This window comes from Oscillatoria salina IIICB1 (assembly GCF_020144665.1).
Taxonomy (GTDB): Bacteria; Cyanobacteriota; Cyanobacteriia; order Cyanobacteriales; family SIO1D9; genus IIICB1.
Map to the genome: position 1 here is coordinate 1 of NZ_JAAHBQ010000099.1, position 16,241 is coordinate 16,241.

11 protein-coding genes and 1 CRISPR repeat array are annotated in these 16,241 nt (G+C 42.1%); of the genes, 3 read left to right on the plus strand and 8 right to left on the minus strand.

Going from position 1 to position 16,241, the window contains the following annotated elements:
• Positions 1–102: 102 nt before the first annotated feature.
• Both G3T18_RS21990 and G3T18_RS21995 read right to left on the minus strand, forming a co-directional pair.
• Positions 103–219 (minus strand): photosystem I reaction center subunit VIII, encoded by a 117-nt coding sequence (locus G3T18_RS21990; RefSeq protein ID WP_224412740.1) that lies wholly within the window; start codon positions 217–219, stop codon positions 103–105.
• Positions 220–295: 76 nt separating this feature from the next.
• Entirely contained in the window at positions 296–814 is a 519-nt protein-coding gene (locus tag G3T18_RS21995) for a photosystem I reaction center protein subunit XI (protein ID WP_224412741.1), read from the minus strand.
• Positions 815–1,171: 357 nt separating this feature from the next.
• Between G3T18_RS21995 and psb32 the strand changes: the two genes are divergently transcribed.
• Positions 1,172–1,840 carry a photosystem II repair protein Psb32 gene (gene psb32, locus G3T18_RS22000; protein ID WP_224412742.1) on the plus strand — a complete coding sequence of 223 codons (669 nt, stop codon included), beginning with the start codon at positions 1,172–1,174 and terminating at the stop codon, positions 1,838–1,840.
• Here psb32 and G3T18_RS22005 read toward each other — a convergent pair.
• From G3T18_RS22005 to G3T18_RS22015, 3 genes are all read right to left on the minus strand, one after another.
• Positions 1,837–2,220 (minus strand): DUF4346 domain-containing protein, encoded by a 384-nt coding sequence (locus G3T18_RS22005; RefSeq protein WP_224412743.1) that lies wholly within the window; start codon positions 2,218–2,220, stop codon positions 1,837–1,839. The genes psb32 and G3T18_RS22005 overlap by 4 nt on opposite strands.
• 328 nt (positions 2,221–2,548) lie before the next feature.
• Positions 2,549–8,863: a CRISPR direct-repeat array (repeat unit 35 nt; unit sequence CTTCTAACTTCTTCGGAAGTTGAATTAATGGAAAC).
• 200 nt (positions 8,864–9,063) lie between these two features.
• Positions 9,064–10,266: a GNAT family N-acetyltransferase gene (locus tag G3T18_RS22010; RefSeq protein WP_224412744.1), complete on the minus strand. Its 1,203-nt coding sequence runs from the start codon at positions 10,264–10,266 to the stop codon at positions 9,064–9,066.
• A 101-nt stretch (positions 10,267–10,367) separates the two neighbouring features.
• Positions 10,368–10,517 carry a hypothetical protein gene (locus G3T18_RS22015; RefSeq protein ID WP_224412745.1) on the minus strand — a complete coding sequence of 50 codons (150 nt, stop codon included), beginning with the start codon at positions 10,515–10,517 and terminating at the stop codon, positions 10,368–10,370.
• 46 nt (positions 10,518–10,563) lie between these two features.
• Here G3T18_RS22015 and G3T18_RS22020 point away from each other — a divergent pair, with 46 nt between their 5' ends.
• Positions 10,564–11,280 (plus strand): Rpn family recombination-promoting nuclease/putative transposase, encoded by a 717-nt coding sequence (locus G3T18_RS22020; protein WP_318014020.1) that lies wholly within the window; start codon positions 10,564–10,566, stop codon positions 11,278–11,280.
• A gap of 135 nt (positions 11,281–11,415) precedes the next feature.
• Here the strand turns inward: G3T18_RS22020 and G3T18_RS22025 are convergent, their stop codons facing one another.
• A complete protein-coding gene (locus G3T18_RS22025; RefSeq protein WP_224412746.1) occupies positions 11,416–12,102 on the minus strand; it encodes a RibD family protein in 687 nt (228 codons plus the stop codon).
• Positions 12,103–12,375: 273 nt separating this feature from the next.
• On the opposite strand from G3T18_RS22025, the gene G3T18_RS22030 reads away from it, so the two are divergent.
• Positions 12,376–14,349: a sensor histidine kinase gene (locus G3T18_RS22030; RefSeq protein ID WP_224412747.1), complete on the plus strand. Its 1,974-nt coding sequence runs from the start codon at positions 12,376–12,378 to the stop codon at positions 14,347–14,349.
• Positions 14,350–14,351: 2 nt separating this feature from the next.
• Here G3T18_RS22030 and G3T18_RS22035 read toward each other — a convergent pair whose 3' ends face one another.
• Complete coding sequence (locus G3T18_RS22035) at positions 14,352–15,365, minus strand: Gfo/Idh/MocA family protein (protein WP_224412748.1); 1,014 nt, start codon at positions 15,363–15,365, stop codon at positions 14,352–14,354.
• Between the two features lie 91 nt (positions 15,366–15,456).
• Positions 15,457–16,161 (minus strand): ribonuclease III, encoded by a 705-nt coding sequence (gene rnc / locus G3T18_RS22040; protein WP_224412749.1) that lies wholly within the window; start codon positions 16,159–16,161, stop codon positions 15,457–15,459.
• Positions 16,162–16,241: the final 80 nt, after the last annotated feature.

A 16,241-nucleotide genomic window follows, 5' to 3' on the forward strand; every position in this document is an offset into this window, starting at 1 on the left:
CAGGTTGCTGTCAACCAACCAGATGCTTCAAGATGCCAGCGCGTCATCGAGGCAAGCCCCTCCCCTTGTGGGAGGGGTGAGTTGACTATCGGGCTTTAAAAATTAGCCTTCGCTTTCGATGTAAATAAACAACAAACCCATAGCAACAGCCGGGAAAAGCCAGCAAACTACAGGAATCAAGATCCAGGGTAAGTAAGAAGCTGCGTAAGCACCTGTCATGTTTAACCTTCCTATGTTTTGTTCAACAATCAATTTTCAAAGAAAAAGTCAAGATAAATAGCTCAAAAAAGGCTACTTATTGACTATTGACGATACCACGAATAATTGCATCAAGAGTAGATGAATTTTCGAGTAAGAAATAAGCAACGAAAGCGCCACCCATTCCACCAACGAAGAAACCGCCAGTAAACTGACTCCAGCCTTGAGAAGTCTTGAGATCGTCAGGCGCTTGGGGGTTATCTTGCAGGTAAGGGACTTGAGAGTCATCTTTGGGGAAAGATACTAAACCGTAAACAGACATACCTGCGGTAGCGATTAAAATTAAGGCGATCGCGGAAATCAAAGCACCTAAGTTAGCAGCTTCGCCGTAATCGCGCAAAGGTCCAAATAACACCCAAGGACCAAGAACAAAGTAACCGTGTGCTAAACCAACCTCTAAACCGCGTATGATTGGAGAAACTCCGGTGCGGTAAGCGGGTAAGTTACCAATGAAAGCTCTCGTGAAACCAGAATCAGAAATGGGGGTTGACAAATGACCAATAAAGGGATCGCCATGATATGGTTTGACCACTTCTACGTTTCTCGGATCTGCCATATTTATCTCTCCTCTCGCGTTGTGAAAGTTTACAGAAAACTTAAGAATTATTTTAAGCATGGAGAGGTTGCTTAATCGCAGGATTGGTTCTCAGCGTTAGAAAAGTTCATTAAACAGGAATCAATTTACTCGCCAGAACCAATTAATCTCCTCTGATACCACAAAATCAGCATTTTTGTGAGGATTGCCATCCTTCTCAAGTTATGAATATTTCCCTAGAGCTATAAGATGGGGCGAAAGACAATGGGAAAATAGTTGAGGAATAATATATTTGGGTTTAGTGAAATGAGACAACTTGTAACAAAACTAAGTTGGATAATCCGAAGTGGCTTTGCTTCGAGTGCTAAAAGCCTGGTTGTGTTCTTAGTCTCAGTGGTGCTAGCGTTTAGTGTAGTGGTTGCGCCAGCTTGGGCGACGAGTATTTATGAATTACCTCCTGTTAGTGCGGGAGAACAAACCTGGGTGATAGATGAAGCTAATGTCTTGAGTCGTTTGAATGAAGGTACTCTGACTAATCAACTGAAAAAGTTAGCTAACGAAACGGGTAACGAAGTGCGCTTAGTTACTATTCATCGTTTGGATTATGGGGAAACTATCGACAGTTTCGCCGATGATTTGTTTGCTGAATGGTATTCTACTCCTGAAGCTCAGGCGAAGCAAACTTTGTTGGTTTTAGATACCTTAACTAATAATGTGGCGATTCGTACTGGAGAGGGTGTGAAAAGCCTCTTGGATGAGGATATTGCTACTAGTGTGGTTAACGATACGATTGGGACATCAATCCGAGAGGGAGATAAGTATAATGAGGCTTTTCTGGCAGCTAGCGATCGCGTTGTTGCTGTATTATCAGGTCAGCCAGACCCAGGTGCGCCGGAAGTTCAGGATGAGTTGAATATTGAGCGCACTTATGCTACTGCTGAGGAAACTGACGATCGCAATGCAGCAGTTTGGGTTCTCGGTTTGCTCGTAGTTGCGACGATTATTCCGATGGCTACTTACTTTTTCTATCAAAGCTATGGTGGCTAGTCTTGTATATAGTCTCCACTGTTGATTAATGCCGACTCAGCCCGCACAAATTCTCGTCCCAGGTAGGCAGCATGGTCTAACATGGTTACGGGACAGGGCTGAGTTTGCTCGAAGATTTTCACGCAGAGTTCTTTGGCTGTTCTTCCAGTAAAAATGGTCGTTGCTGTACGTGCGACTTTTCCTTTTGCGGGAATGGGTTTTCCGGTTTCTGGGTCAACGGCTAATCCGCGATCGTCGATAATATTTGTAAAGTGTTTGGCACAAATTAATCCGGCTTCGGAATCTAGGTAGATAATAAAGTAGCCACCCGGATCTAGGGCTAGGTCGCGTTTGGAGAGTTCGTTATCGATCGCTGTTATATTTTCAATTGTTTGACTCATTGGCGTTGTCTATAAGTTCTTTTTCCAGTTTAAGAGTCTGAGTGACAGTTGTCAGTTTGTCTTCTTTTTCTCTCTTTCCCAGTCCCCAGCGTAGGGGCAAACCCCCCGTGGTTGCCCTCCCCTCCTCCCCAATTCCTGGTAGCACTCTGGCGATCGCTGAAATGCCTATTCTTTGGTAAAGTGCTACCAACCCCAGTCTGGGTATGGCTTTCAAGCTCTTGTCTGAGGTGCTTAATGAAACTTATTCTCAATTACTCCGCTTCTCCCTTGACCCCCGGAATTTTTGGTGGTTATAATCCTTTCATACAGGGGGTTCTAGATCGACCCTCTTCTAACTTCTTCGGAAGTTGAATTAATGGAAACGGGGAGGTGTGGGATGAAAGAAAGTCCGGGTATACTTCTTCTAACTTCTTCGGAAGTTGAATTAATGGAAACCTTTTCCAAAAAACTTTCCCCAATCAGGGCTTTGAAAACTTCTAACTTCTTCGGAAGTTGAATTAATGGAAACCAAAAGCAGCAGCAACAGCAAAAGCAGCAACACAAACTCTTCTAACTTCTTCGGAAGTTGAATTAATGGAAACAGGAACGAACTGGGGTCTCGGTCCCCAGTAATGCTTGAACTTCTAACTTCTTCGGAAGTTGAATTAATGGAAACGGAAATAGGCAATAGCTAGAATCTCCAAATCGTTACTTCTAACTTCTTCGGAAGTTGAATTAATGGAAACAGAATTTCCCCAGCAGAATCGGCATTCAGGAAAAAAAACTTCTAACTTCTTCGGAAGTTGAATTAATGGAAACATAATGGTCAATGTCGGAACCCCATGTACGATCCCATAGCTTCTAACTTCTTCGGAAGTTGAATTAATGGAAACGATATACGCCAGCTACCGCTTTGGTAGTAAGCCACGGCCACTTCTAACTTCTTCGGAAGTTGAATTAATGGAAACCGGACTTGTATGTCCAAGGGGACACGGATACTAGCCTCTTCTAACTTCTTCGGAAGTTGAATTAATGGAAACCCTGTTCTTTTTTGGCGAACTTCTCCGCCGCTTCGGAGCCTTCTAACTTCTTCGGAAGTTGAATTAATGGAAACTGGATGTCCAATGGGACACGGACACGAGCCTGTCTTCTAACTTCTTCGGAAGTTGAATTAATGGAAACTTTGGACTTCCTTGTATTGCGGATCTGATTCAAAACTTCTAACTTCTTCGGAAGTTGAATTAATGGAAACCCGGAGTACCCTAGCTTAGGGTATTCCATGGTCACTGGAACTTCTAACTTCTTCGGAAGTTGAATTAATGGAAACTATGAGGATCATGTGGCCGTCATACTGGCCATTTGTGATCTTCTAACTTCTTCGGAAGTTGAATTAATGGAAACTTTTTTAGCCCCTTAAAAGTTGGGACCCACTCCACGCTTCTAACTTCTTCGGAAGTTGAATTAATGGAAACTCTACGTCTTCTTTTTCTTCTTTAACTTCCACCTCTCCAGTGCTTCTAACTTCTTCGGAAGTTGAATTAATGGAAACTTACAGCCCACTCGTCTGGGCTGACCTCTGTTACGACTTCTAACTTCTTCGGAAGTTGAATTAATGGAAACTAGGGGAGTAAACTTAATTACTCAACCCAGAGGAGGCTTCTAACTTCTTCGGAAGTTGAATTAATGGAAACAAGAGAAGACTGTGTGTATTTCGAAATCTCATTTAACTCTTCTAACTTCTTCGGAAGTTGAATTAATGGAAACTGCCGTTGCCGGCGCTCCTCGCTTTCACGAGTTGCGCTTCTAACTTCTTCGGAAGTTGAATTAATGGAAACTTCCTTTATTATAAAAGGCAACTCTGTAAATTTTACTTCTAACTTCTTCGGAAGTTGAATTAATGGAAACATATCAACAACCCCTATGACCACCAAAGAAGGTTTTTATCCTTCTAACTTCTTCGGAAGTTGAATTAATGGAAACTCGCTTGCCGGGGTTGCGGGCTTGCCCGCCGCAGTGACCTTCTAACTTCTTCGGAAGTTGAATTAATGGAAACCTACCACTACCAGTTTGGCTTTCGGCTTCCTCGCTTCTTCTAACTTCTTCGGAAGTTGAATTAATGGAAACAAAATGATCATTAGGGCTGCTATTGCAGCACAACTTCTAACTTCTTCGGAAGTTGAATTAATGGAAACGTTGGTTAGGCTGGTTCGGGCTCGGGCTCGGGCTCGCTTCTAACTTCTTCGGAAGTTGAATTAATGGAAACTCGGATGACAAAACGTATACGCCACCCAAGGTGACACAGCTTCTAACTTCTTCGGAAGTTGAATTAATGGAAACTAGTCTACGAATGGCTTGTAATACTCAAGCCATTTACTTCTAACTTCTTCGGAAGTTGAATTAATGGAAACCACCTACACAGCTGCACCCATCTTTATGGATGCACTGGCCTGCTTCTAACTTCTTCGGAAGTTGAATTAATGGAAACTGCTGCTGCTGAGGAGGCTGGCGATAAATCTCGCACTCTTCTAACTTCTTCGGAAGTTGAATTAATGGAAACTTTTTTGCTTTTCCCTTTTCAAGGCGGTTAGCTGCCTTCTTCTAACTTCTTCGGAAGTTGAATTAATGGAAACCAACAGCCTCAACACCACCGAAACCGAAACCGAAACCAACACTTCTAACTTCTTCGGAAGTTGAATTAATGGAAACAGCTTGCCACTCCTGAGGCTTCTCAGGGAAAGTTGCTTCTAACTTCTTCGGAAGTTGAATTAATGGAAACGTCAATCCAGTCGCCGTTTTCATCCAACGTCCAACACTTGCTTCTAACTTCTTCGGAAGTTGAATTAATGGAAACGAGCATCAGGTGCCGGGGGGAGTTGGAAACCCCCACTTCTAACTTCTTCGGAAGTTGAATTAATGGAAACGTGCTTCCGCATCCCCGGCGTAACTGTTGTAGTCTCCGCTTCTAACTTCTTCGGAAGTTGAATTAATGGAAACAATCGGTCCAATAGCACTTTCGCAACTGATTTATTCTCTTCTAACTTCTTCGGAAGTTGAATTAATGGAAACTGCTGGGACACACATGGTCCCCATGAATATGTTCGTCTTCTAACTTCTTCGGAAGTTGAATTAATGGAAACACGGGTCCGCTGCGTGCCGCCAGCACCAGGGGCCGCTTCTAACTTCTTCGGAAGTTGAATTAATGGAAACAATTGCTTCGCAGGGAAGCGGAGCAAACAAGCCAACAGCTTCTAACTTCTTCGGAAGTTGAATTAATGGAAACTACGCAGTACCCACGGGGGCCTGCAGTTTGACTTATACTTCTAACTTCTTCGGAAGTTGAATTAATGGAAACCTGTAACTCCAGGTTTTGCCTGGCTGGACATTAAAGCTTCTAACTTCTTCGGAAGTTGAATTAATGGAAACCCGCCCTCGCGACTGCTCTCAGTCGTGATGGGTTTACAACTTCTAACTTCTTCGGAAGTTGAATTAATGGAAACTGGAAGCCCCCCCGGTCATTCGATGGGGGGCAAATTGCCTTCTAACTTCTTCGGAAGTTGAATTAATGGAAACCTGCTGGGGCTGGGGTTGCCGGTATTCCAGGCACCTCTTCTAACTTCTTCGGAAGTTGAATTAATGGAAACTCATAGGCTACGCTACAACTAGTCCGAGGGGACTAGTTCTTCTAACTTCTTCGGAAGTTGAATTAATGGAAACTCCCCAACTGGGGAGAGGCCCCCATTGCGACGCTGCGGGCGGCTTCTAACTTCTTCGGAAGTTGAATTAATGGAAACAAGGGCTAAGAACGCTCGAACCTATGAGAGGTGTTTAGGCTTCTAACTTCTTCGGAAGTTGAATTAATGGAAACTTTTTAGTAGGACTGAAAAGATTACAAAAACTTCTAACTTCTTCGGAAGTTGAATTAATGGAAACATAATGGGGCCCCTGATTTTGCTGGCCGCCATGATCAGGCTTCTAACTTCTTCGGAAGTTGAATTAATGGAAACGGTCAACCTCATCGAACTTGGTGGCACCCTTCACGGCTTCTAACTTCTTCGGAAGTTGAATTAATGGAAACATGGGTCCCAACCCCAAGGATTGTTTTTTGCCCCCTCTTCTAACTTCTTCGGAAGTTGAATTAATGGAAACCGAGATTCCCATTGCGTTGCTGCGGCTGCGGGCGATGCCTTCTAACTTCTTCGGAAGTTGAATTAATGGAAACCTGCCGCTGCTGCGGGGGTTGCTGCCGCTGCTGCGGGGGCTTCTAACTTCTTCGGAAGTTGAATTAATGGAAACAACACGGGAGCCGAAGCCAATAACAGCACCGAAACCTTCTAACTTCTTCGGAAGTTGAATTAATGGAAACAGACTTGTCCGACTCATGCCCCTGAGGACAAACATGGCTTCTAACTTCTTCGGAAGTTGAATTAATGGAAACTTTATCGCTTATTCGTAGCGAGTTTCTTGACAATTCTGCTTCTAACTTCTTCGGAAGTTGAATTAATGGAAACTTATCACTTCCTTCTCCATCGGGGAGAGATGTTCATCACTTCTAACTTCTTCGGAAGTTGAATTAATGGAAACTATTGACATTACTCGCTCAAACTCGCGAATAATCACTTCTAACTTCTTCGGAAGTTGAATTAATGGAAACCCATCCTCATTTTCCATGACTTCACCTAAGTACTCTTCTAACTTCTTCGGAAGTTGAATTAATGGAAACAACAAGGGGCCTATTTATTTGGCCTTTGTTGTAAAACTTCTAACTTCTTCGGAAGTTGAATTAATGGAAACGAACACCAACACCAACAAGAACGAGACCAGCGATTTTACTTCTAACTTCTTCGGAAGTTGAATTAATGGAAACTAGACTCACAATCTGTTTTATTGGGCTTATGCCCTTCTTCTAACTTCTTCGGAAGTTGAATTAATGGAAACAATGCCGCTGGGTCTGTGCAACTTCGAATTTTTCGACTTCTAACTTCTTCGGAAGTTGAATTAATGGAAACAATTTGGCAGCTGGGGGAGGAAGGGGTAGTATTACTACCACTTCTAACTTCTTCGGAAGTTGAATTAATGGAAACCGGGTGTTTATCTGGTTCTCCGCAAAGTTCTGAAAAAAACTCTTCTAACTTCTTCGGAAGTTGAATTAATGGAAACCCGCGACGGCCGGCACCGTCGTCTGAATCGCCGTCGGCTTCTAACTTCTTCGGAAGTTGAATTAATGGAAACTCGTATGCGTTATAACTACCGACAATGCGCAAATTCTTCTAACTTCTTCGGAAGTTGAATTAATGGAAACGGGCGCTGCCCCCGCATAGATTTTCGAATGCTTCTTCTAACTTCTTCGGAAGTTGAATTAATGGAAACGTGAGGTTCGCGTCTGGACGACGCTGCTGCTGCTGCTTCTAACTTCTTCGGAAGTTGAATTAATGGAAACTCCATCGGCCGACTGGACCTGCCCATATATCCAATACTTCTAACTTCTTCGGAAGTTGAATTAATGGAAACCTGGGGAGGATCTGACGCTGCCCCTGACCCTGGTTAGGGCTCTTCTAACTTCTTCGGAAGTTGAATTAATGGAAACTAACTCCCACCGGCTTCCTACTCGGCCCAGCTTCTAACTTCTTCGGAAGTTGAATTAATGGAAACCGAAACAAGCTCTGCAGTGCCTTCCAAATCCGCATCTTCTAACTTCTTCGGAAGTTGAATTAATGGAAACAACAAGAAAAGCAATAGCAGCCACTAACAATTGGCGAACTTCTAACTTCTTCGGAAGTTGAATTAATGGAAACCCAGTTCCTCCTCGACAGGGGGTTTCTGCGGAGGATGGCTTCTAACTTCTTCGGAAGTTGAATTAATGGAAACCTGGAGGTGGCTGATGCCACCTCAACGGAAAAAAGCTTCTAACTTCTTCGGAAGTTGAATTAATGGAAACCCGAGAAAACCGAGGCCAACGAAAACAGAAGCAACAGCTTCTAACTTCTTCGGAAGTTGAATTAATGGAAACCCTCCTTTGATTTCCCAACCGAACACTTGGTCCGGCAAGGCTTCTAACTTCTTCGGAAGTTGAATTAATGGAAACGACAGCGGCCACTGGCGGCGTCTATGCGAAGACACCCTTCTAACTTCTTCGGAAGTTGAATTAATGGAAACCGGAAGACTTCTTCGACGATAATCTCCCGAGTGATATCTTCTAACTTCTTCGGAAGTTGAATTAATGGAAACTTCTCCGCACAGGAGAACCATTTCCCGCAGCCGTTAGCTCTTCTAACTTCTTCGGAAGTTGAATTAATGGAAACTCCTGATTGTCAACACTTAAGCCTGAGCAGGCATTTTTCTTCTAACTTCTTCGGAAGTTGAATTAATGGAAACGCCTTGTCGGCCGTCTGAGCTACGGAGCCCACTACTTCTAACTTCTTCGGAAGTTGAATTAATGGAAACGCAATGCCTGCGTAGTTGCCGTTCGGGGCATAAACCGCCCGCTTCTAACTTCTTCGGAAGTTGAATTAATGGAAACATCTACGTGCCTCCCAGAACAAGCAGCCTTCGCCGCCTCTTCTAACTTCTTCGGAAGTTGAATTAATGGAAACTCAATATTGTTGGCTTGAAAACTTCGAACTGTATACTCACTTCTAACTTCTTCGGAAGTTGAATTAATGGAAACCATGTTGAAATTATGGTATTGATTGTCATCCTGAGCGAAGCGAAGGATCTCACCAGATCCTTCGTGTCGTTCAGGATGACGTAGATTAAACTTGCGGACAGAAAAAGAACTTGAAGATGACCTAAATTTTATTAGCAAAAAATCGGTTAATGATAACAATTAGAACTATAATTGTAGGGGCAACCACAGGGGGATTGCCCCTACTTAACTGTATCGGGATTAAGATTAATTTCTCGCTTGCTGAAAGGTAAATCTTGATTTATTGCTTCAATTTCTTCTTGTTCCATATCGTTAATTTCGTCGATATAAGCACCAAGAATTTTCTTCATCCGTGGGTCATAAAAACGGTGCATACTGTAGTTAGGAGTAGCAGGAAAACCGCGACGTTTTTTGTGTCTTCCTCCTGCGCCAGGGTCGAACATTTGTACCCCTTGACTAATTGCCCATTCTATGGGTTTATAGTAACAAGCTTCAAAATGTAAGCAATCATATTCTTCAAAACAACCCCAATAACGTCCGTAGAGATTGTCTCCTTTACGAAGACAGAAAGATAATCCTACGGGTTGACGAGAGTTATCTTCAGTATAAGCCGCGACTAACATGACGCGATCGCGGAAATTAGGATAAAGTTGCGCGAAGAATTTCCGTGTCAGATACTTACTTCCCCAGTAAAATTTATCGCAAGTGCTGCTATAGAAGTTATAAATCAAAGGAAACATTGACTTAGGAATTTCTTCTCCAACCAAAGTTTCCACACGCAACCCAGCTTTAGCAACAGCTTTGCGTTCTCGTTTAATGTTACGACGTTGATTCGCGTTAAAGACACCTAAATAGTCGTCAAACGTATTAAAGCCTTTATTTTGCCAAATATAGCTATGATGTAGCCAACCTGTAAAGCCGTGACGTTGGATGACGGGTTGCCATTCGGGGTCAACAAAGAGAAAATTACAACCAGAGATGGAGTGGCGATCGCAGAAATGGTCGATCGCTGCTACCATAATTTCAGTCAACCGATCTTCATCTTCTCCTGGTGCGATTAAAAAGCGATAACCTCCTGCGGGAGTAAACGGAGTCATTCCCAACAGTTTCGGATAATAACGCACTCCTAAACGATAAGCTAAATCTGCCCATTGATGGTCAAAGACAAATTCGCCATAGCTGTGACCTTTAAGGTAAAGTGGTGCTGCGGCAATTAATTGATTATTGCGCCATACTGTTAAATGAGTAGATTGCCAACCTGTTTTTGCGGTTGCGCTACCAGAATTTTCCAGGTTATTCAGCCATTCCCACTCCAAAAATGGCGTTTTTAACGGTTTTGCTAACTCATCCCAGACATTTTTCGGGATTTCGGCGATTTTCTCAATCCAAGTAATCGAATAGCTAGGAGAAATTTGTTTAACCATTGCAGCAATTTTTCGTTTCTGGGAATTTCCTTCTGGATTTTTCTGTTGACATTTAACCTAAAATATGGTATGGGAATTAATTAACTTAACATTGGTTAGAACTAATTGCCAATTATAGCAACCGCTAGGGCGGAGAGAACGTAAATTATTAGACATTTAAGGAGGTTAGTTGTAGCGATCGCCACGAAAACAATTACTTCTCCAGGTAAAATGGGAAAAATATCATCGGTAATTAATGAAAACTGATACAATTTTTTACGAAATATTTAAAGAATTTCCTCAGATATTTTTGAACTTATTGGGAAACCGGAAACTAATACCAACCGTTATCAATTTCAATCTCCCGAAGTTAAACAACTTAATTTTCGCTTAGATGGAATATTTTTACCTTCATTAGACTATCCAACTGAACCAATTTACTTTGTCGAGGTACAATTTTATAAAGACGAAGATTTTTACGACCGTTTTTTCGCGAGTATTTTCCTTTATTTTAGTCAAGCTAAACCGATTAACTCAGATTGGTATGCAGTTGTTATTTACGACAAGCGAACTAAGGAAGCATCACCTCATCCTCGCTATCGTAGTCTGATTGATTCCCATTTGCGAATCTTTTATCTCAACGAATTAGAAACAGAAACAATTAATGGTTCTCTCGGTTTAGGTATTGTAAAATTAATTGTAGAAAGTCAATCGAACGCTGCCGATTATGCTAAAAATTTAATCGAGAAAGCACAAGCAGAATTAACTGATACTAATCTTCAAACGAAAGTTCTAGGATTTATCGAAACAATTGTCGTTTATAAATTTCCTAATTTAAGCCGAGAGGAGGTAGAAAAAATGCTAAATCTAGATTTTATTAAACATACCAAAGTTTACCAAGAAGTTAAAGAAGAAGGAAAAATTGAAGGGAAATTAGAAACAATTTCTAAACTTGTAGAGAAAGGTATGAGTATTCAAGAAATTGCGGAAATTTTAGATTTAGATATTGAAGTTGTGAAAAAATCTCTTAAGTGAGTTGAATTTGATTGAGAATTTTCAGCCAAGTTTTTTCGGAGATAGATAACAATACTCAATGATAAATTTACGCTCTTGTTGGCACGATAGTTTATATCACAAAAAAGAGCAAAAATCAAGTCATTAAAATATTTTTTAACGTTGTCGGCGATAATGGAGAAAAACTTCGCCGGCGATCGCCTCCACACTTAACAATTCTAGTTGAGGAGCTTGTGCTTGAGCAAAACCAATTCCTGCGACTGGAGTTGGTGCAGTTGCACCACCAAAAATCACCGGACACAAAGTCAGCCAAAATTCGTCAATCAGATCGACAGCTAACAAAGATGCTACCAGTTCGCCGCCACCCAGAACAGCTATTCGTTGGAAACCTAGCCGTGAAAGCTGCTTAAAAGCGGCTTTCCAGTCAATTTCATTAGTGATAGTTTCAGTTACTAACAAACGCTCAAACTTACTTTCTCTATTCAACCAGTTAGCCGCACCTTGTTTGGTAGTGAGTAACCAACGAGGTACAGGTTGCTGAAAAAAGCGTAGATCTGGGTTAAAGTTAGCAGTAGCAGAGCAAACAACTTGGACAGGTTGAGGTGACTGATTGCGTTGCTGACGCGCTAGTAAAAGTTGTCGATCGCTAATCGGGAGAGTTGTACCATAAGCGCGAAGAGTGTTTGCACCGAAAAGCACCGCATCCGCGAGAGAAATCTGTTTTTCCAGATGAGCGCGATCGCACCGAGAAGAAAAACGAGCCGCCTCTCGTGCTTCACTAGCAATCTTACCATCAGCAGTCATTGCCAAGATTAGAGTAGTGTGAGGTCGAAAAAGAATCAAGTCTGAGTTTGCCTCTTCAGATATTCTTCATAAAAGTACAGGTCGAATCTATAAACTTTTAAAATTAAATGGAGTGACACTCCTTTATGATAGAGACAAAGATTATTTTTTGCCGAAAGTATTTCGGAATCAAAGATCTGATATTTGAATCAGAATTCAGGCTAAGAGAGCTAGACAGTTACAGCGATCGCTATTCTAGCCTCTCATGGAAACTATCAAAGCACAATCATTTAGTGCCATTTGCTCTTGAGATCTCATTTTCGCCAATATCCTATGGGTAAGCCAGGTAAAACCTCTTTTCGTCGGATTTTGCTATCTCGCCTTTTGCTCTTAAGCGTGCCAGTATTATTAATAGGGGAGTACGTGGCTTATCGTAAGGCTCGTTCGGCTTTGTTAGAGACAGCAAGACAAAATCTCACCGCTAGTGCTGCGAGAAAAGCCGAAAGTATCGAGCAGTCAATCGAAGCACTTTCGACTAATTTATTAATGGCTAGCGATAGTGCAGTATTGAAAAATGGCGATCGCGATCGCTATCAAGCTTTTACGGAACAATTTGCGGCAAAACTGCCAAATCAAATTAATTGCGTCCAACTCATCGACATTCCAAGCGAGCAAGTAATCGCCAGTAGTTGTGGCGTTCGAGTTCCAGAAGTAAGCTTACCCGAATTTGCGCCCTTACGCGATCGCCTGCTTCCAGATTCTTCACAAATTCAGATCCAACCCAGACTACCTAACGGTGAGAAACAAACCAGACAAAGCACTCAACTAGAGTTATGGTTCGGCGCTCCAGTATACAACAACAGTGGCAAACTAAGTTATATTCTCACAATTAACTCTAGCTTACTCAAGCAAGAGAAAGTCGAACCAGGATTATTCACTGGTTATCCGGTAGTAATCAACCAACAAGGTACTATTTTAGCTCATCCAATTGCGCAAAAAGTAGGAACTGATATCAAAGACCAAATCAACTCAGATCGATTGCAAAGTGTGTTAAAAAACGCGATCGCGGGTAGGGAGAATTTTTTACATTTATTATCTTTTGAAGATAGCAGCGTAGAGTTACTTGCTGGCTATAGTTCAATGGATAGTCCTGTTACCACTGAAGTCAACCAAAAATGGGCAATTCTTACCTTTACTCGTTTAGAAGATGCCCTCGCGGGCTTAGAAGAAATTCGAGAAGTTTTAATCATCTTGGGACTAGCTTTAGTTGCTGCTAGTTTTATTGCTACCCTATATATATCTTTTGAATTAGCTCGTCCCTTAGAAAAACTCCGAGATTATGCCCTTCACCAAGAAAAATTAAACTCTCACCAACAAATTCCCCATAACTTTAAAATTCAAGAATTTGAACAATTAGCCCTGGCTCTTAATGGTATGGTAGCTAGACTAAAAGATTGGGCTGAAGAACTAGAAAATGCTTGGAGAGAAGCCCAAACTGCCAATCAACTAAAAAATGAATTTTTAGCTACTATTTCTCACGAATTACGAACACCTTTGAATGGAATTATTGGCAGTATTCAACTAATTCAAGATGGTTTTTGTGACGATCGCGAAGAAGAATTGGAGTTTTTGGAGAAAGGAAATGAGGCAGCATTGCACCTGTTGTCGATCGTAAATGATATTCTCGATATTGCTAAAATCGAAGAAGGAAAACTTTCCGTTAATCTCGAACCAGTGCTGCTTAATGAACTCCTCGATGAAGCAATCGATATTCAATCGGCGATAATTCGTCAAAAAGGTTTATCACAAAAAGTAATTTTAGTTCCAGCCAAGATTTTTGTAAACGCCGATCCGGGAAAACTCAAACAAGTCTTGTTAAATATTTTGGGTAATGCAGTTAAATTTACTGAATCAGGGAGCATCACAATTCGCACTCGCATTTACCAAGAAAGCCCTGATGAACTAACATCTCAAAGATCGGGAAAATTGACAGCAAAACTGCATTCGCTAGAGAAAAAAGTAGTAATTTCGGTGATAGATACAGGTATTGGAATTGACCCAATTCACCAACAAAAATTGTTTCGTCCTTTTGTAATGGTAGATGGTTCGAGAACTCGCAAATTTGGTGGTACTGGTTTAGGTTTAGCAATTTCACGTAATTTAATGAAATTGATGGATGGCGATATTACTTTATCAAGTCCAGGAGAAGGTCAAGGTACGACTGTAGAAATTATTTTACCGATCGCGAAAATTTCTTATCTCACTGAAGTTGAAGATAGGCCAGCTACGGTCAGAAAAACCAGCTAAAATTATTTGTTGGTAGGAATGGCGATCGCTACTCCTCCTTTTTCCAGAGAGAGGGTTAGACAACTGAGAATTTCCACGAGTTTCGTCCCTACCCAACCTGATGAAATCCCCTCGACTTGGTTTTGCTGAATAGCTTCGAGAAAGCGATCGCAAACTCTTTTGAGTGGTTCGGCTGACTCAAGAGGAATTACTTCGCGATTTTGCCCCGCAGGCACAAAGTTTTCCTCTTTTTGATTAAAATAACCTCGTTGTAGGGTTAAGGGGCTTTCTCGGAGCATTTCATCAAATATCAGAGTACCTTTACTCCCCACTACACCTAACCGGCGCTGTTTATCAGGATTTAACCAACAAAGGTGAATATAAGCGCGAAAATTATGCGGATAAGTTAGCGTTACCCAAACCAAATCAGCTAAATTCGGTTGTAACCAAACCCTTCCCCTCGCTGCTACTTCAATCGGTGTCGCTTGTAACCAATGGTTAAAAATACAAAGATCGTGAATAGCTAGATCCCATAACGCATCGACATCTTGACGTACGGGTCCGAGATGAGTGCGACTAGCATAACCATAGCGCAACTCTCCCAACTCTCCCGACTCAATCACTTCTCGACCTTGAGTAACAGCCGGGTGAAACAAATAAGTATGATCGACAAATAACTGTTTGTCTTTACTTGCTGCCAACTGACAAAGTTTTTGACACTCAATCGGGTCTAATGTCAAGGGTTTTTCCGCAAAAACATGATAGCCAAGTTGAAGAGCATCAGTAATCAAAGAATAGTGAGTCGAAGCAGGAGTAGCGATCGCCACCGCGTCTAGATCTGGTAATTTTCTCACCGACTCCCATGCAGTCGCCATGATGACACTATCATCGAGTTGCGATCGCTCTCGACAAGCAGCTAATTTATCTGGATGAGGATCGACAACAGCAACCACCTGAGCTTGAGGATGTTCGCGAAAATTCCTAATCAAATGAACGCCCCAACGTCCAGCCCCCAAAATTGCAATCTTAGTTTTCATAACTTTTGCATAAAAGACATTTGACATACTCCCCAGCCTGTTCGCGCAGCGTTTTAGAGAATAACAGCAGCCGTTCTAGAAAGACGGTTTTTTATACCAAAAATTTTCGATAAGCTTGTTTAGCTGCGGCTTGTTCGGCAGCTTTTTTCGAGCGTCCCGTCCCCGTACCCAAATGACGATCTTCAAGCCAAACCTCAGCAGTAAAGCGATCGCGATCGTCATGTTTTTGTCGCGTTTCCCGCACCCGATATTCTGGTAGAAGCTTGTAATTTCCCTGACTCCATTCCTGGAGAGCATCTTTATAATTTTGTCGCGCCGGATCTTGACGAACCTCAGCAGCCTTCATTTTTAAAAGAGGATCGAGCCAAGGACGAATCATTACCATTGTTTGGGTACTCAAATAAATTGCCCCCAGAACTGCTTCAAAAGCATCAGCAACGCGAGAAATTTTCCCCGCATCATCAGCAGCCGCACTCGGAGAAACTAACAAATAGCGTTCCAAACCAAAACAGTCAGCAAACTCAGCCAAACAGCGATCGCTAACCAAAATCGAACGAATTGCCGCAAACTCCCCCACCGGACAATTAGGATAAGTTTCCCATAACACCTCCGAAGCTGCCAAACGCACGACCGCATCCCCGACAAACTCCAACTGGTCATAATTTGCGTCTCTCGAAACGCTAGGATGAGTCAGTGCTAAATCCAGCAACGAGAAATCGATCTTTTCGGTATTAGTTAATCCCAACTTGAATAAGAACTTTTCTAGTTCCTTGCTACGCCTAGAGTCTTGAATCATTGCTCCTTTGAATAGCGATCGCGCCGATAAATCATTAGTCAACTCACCCCTCCCACAAGGGCTACGGTGTACACACAAGT

Coding starts and splice junctions, on each gene's coding strand:
- G3T18_RS21990 (WP_224412740.1), bottom strand. CDS start 219: ATGACAGGTGCTTACGCAGCTTCTTACTTACCCTGGATCTTGATTCCT.
- G3T18_RS21995 (WP_224412741.1), bottom strand. CDS start 814: ATGGCAGATCCGAGAAACGTAGAAGTGGTCAAACCATATCATGGCGAT.
- G3T18_RS22005 (WP_224412743.1), bottom strand. CDS start 2,220: ATGAGTCAAACAATTGAAAATATAACAGCGATCGATAACGAACTCTCC.
- G3T18_RS22010 (WP_224412744.1), bottom strand. CDS start 10,266: ATGGTTAAACAAATTTCTCCTAGCTATTCGATTACTTGGATTGAGAAA.
- G3T18_RS22030 (WP_224412747.1), top strand. CDS start 12,376: ATGGGTAAGCCAGGTAAAACCTCTTTTCGTCGGATTTTGCTATCTCGC.
- G3T18_RS22035 (WP_224412748.1), bottom strand. CDS start 15,365: ATGAAAACTAAGATTGCAATTTTGGGGGCTGGACGTTGGGGCGTTCAT.
- rnc (WP_224412749.1), bottom strand. CDS start 16,161: ATGATTCAAGACTCTAGGCGTAGCAAGGAACTAGAAAAGTTCTTATTC.